The organism is Streptomyces sp. AK010, assembly GCF_014207295.1.
Classification (GTDB): Bacteria; Actinomycetota; Actinomycetes; order Streptomycetales; family Streptomycetaceae; genus Streptomyces; species Streptomyces massasporeus.
Window position 1 is genome coordinate 1 of the sequence record NZ_JACHCX010000071.1, and the last position, 1,524, is coordinate 1,524.

2 protein-coding genes are annotated in these 1,524 nt (G+C 67.8%); both read left to right on the plus strand.

Features of this window, described 5'->3' with window-relative positions; genetic code table 11:
* The first annotated feature begins 80 nt into the window (after positions 1–80).
* Positions 81–464 (plus strand): transposase, encoded by a 384-nt coding sequence (locus HDC93_RS37620; RefSeq protein ID WP_185015251.1) that lies wholly within the window; start codon positions 81–83, stop codon positions 462–464.
* A gap of 17 nt (positions 465–481) precedes the next feature.
* Entirely contained in the window at positions 482–1,489 is a 1,008-nt protein-coding gene (locus HDC93_RS37625; protein WP_185015252.1) for an IS3 family transposase, read from the plus strand.
* Positions 1,490–1,524: the final 35 nt, after the last annotated feature.

The window sequence follows — 1,524 nt, forward strand, 5'->3', positions numbered from 1 at the left end:
CCCCTCTCTGTCAGCCTTGGGTGAGACGTCCCGCTTCGTCGGGTTAGCCTGAGAGGGCACGACAGGAGAACCACCCCCTCATGACCAGCACCACCCCCGCCGGGTCCGACCCGGCTCCCCGGCCGAAGCGCCGCACCTTCAGCCCGGAGTACAAGCTGCGGATCGTTGCCGAGTACGACGCCGCCCCGAAGAACGAGAAGGGCGCGGTCCTGCGCCGCGAGCGTCTGTACCACTCGCACGTGAAGGAGTGGCGGGCCGCGCGGGATGCCGGGGCCCTGGAGAAGCTGGTCGATAAGCGCACCAGCCCGGCCCGGCCGAAGAAGTCGGCAGCCGAGGCCGAGAACGAGAAGCTGCGCCACCAGGTGGAACGGCTGGAGAAGGAACTGGCCCGGAACAAGGCCGCGTTGGACGTCATGGGAAAAGCTTCCACGCTCTTGGAAATGATCTCCGAGGGCGCGGACTGAACGCTGCCGCCGACCCGGTGGTCGACGACGCGTTCACCGGCGTCCAAGGCGAACTGGGCATCACGGCCGCGTGCCGGCTGACCGGCCGCTCCCGGGCCACCCACTACCGCCGGCTGCGGCCCCCGCCCGAGCGGAAACCCAGAAAACCGCAGGTCCAGCCCTCAGCCCTCACACCCGAGGAGCGGGCGGCAGTCCTGGAGATGATGAACTCGGGCGAGTACGCCGAACTGCCGCCCGCGCAGATCTGGGCCCGTGAGCTGGATGCCGGGCGCTACCACTGTTCCGTCTCCACGATGTACCGGATCCTGCGCGCCAAGGGGCAGTCCGGCGAGCGCCGCCGTCAGGCCACCCACCCGGCGAAGACGGTGCCCGAGCTGGTCGCCACCGCACCCTCGCAAGTGTTCACCTGGGACATCACCAAGGCAGCCGGACCGGTCAAGGGCGTCTGGTATCACGCCTACGTCATCATCGACATCTTCAGCCGCTACATCGTCGGCCATACCGTCGAGCGGGCCGAATCAGCGGCGCGGGCCGAGGAGTTGATCCGCGAGACCATCGCCCGCAACGGCATCGTGCCCCAGACCGTGCACGCCGACCGCGGCACGTCGATGACCTCCAAGAAGGTCTCGCAGTTGCTGATCGACCTCGGCGTCACCCGGTCGCACTCACGGCCGAAGACCTCCAACGACAACCCTTACAGCGAGGCCCACTTCAAGACCACGAAGTACATGTCCGACTACCCCGAACGGTTCGACTCGCTGGCCCATGCCCGCGAGTGGTTCGACGCGTTCATCGCGTACTACAACCACGAGCACCGGCATTCGGGCATCGGCTGGCACACACCGGCCAGCGTGCACTTCGGCACCGCCGAGGAGGTCCGCGACCAGCGTGCCGTCACCCTCGCCGAGGCATACGCCCGCCACCCCGAACGCTTCGGCCGCCGCCCCCGACCACCCCGGATACCCCAGCAGGCATGGATCAACGACCCGGCCAAGCGCAGGGAACCCGCACCACAAACCTCATAGCGTCACGACCGTCTCACTGGACTTGAAATCTTCCG

Bases quoted from the DNA above. Each gene is read 5' to 3' on its own strand.
- HDC93_RS37620 (WP_185015251.1), top strand. From the start codon at position 81: ATGACCAGCACCACCCCCGCCGGGTCCGACCCGGCTCCCCGGCCGAAG.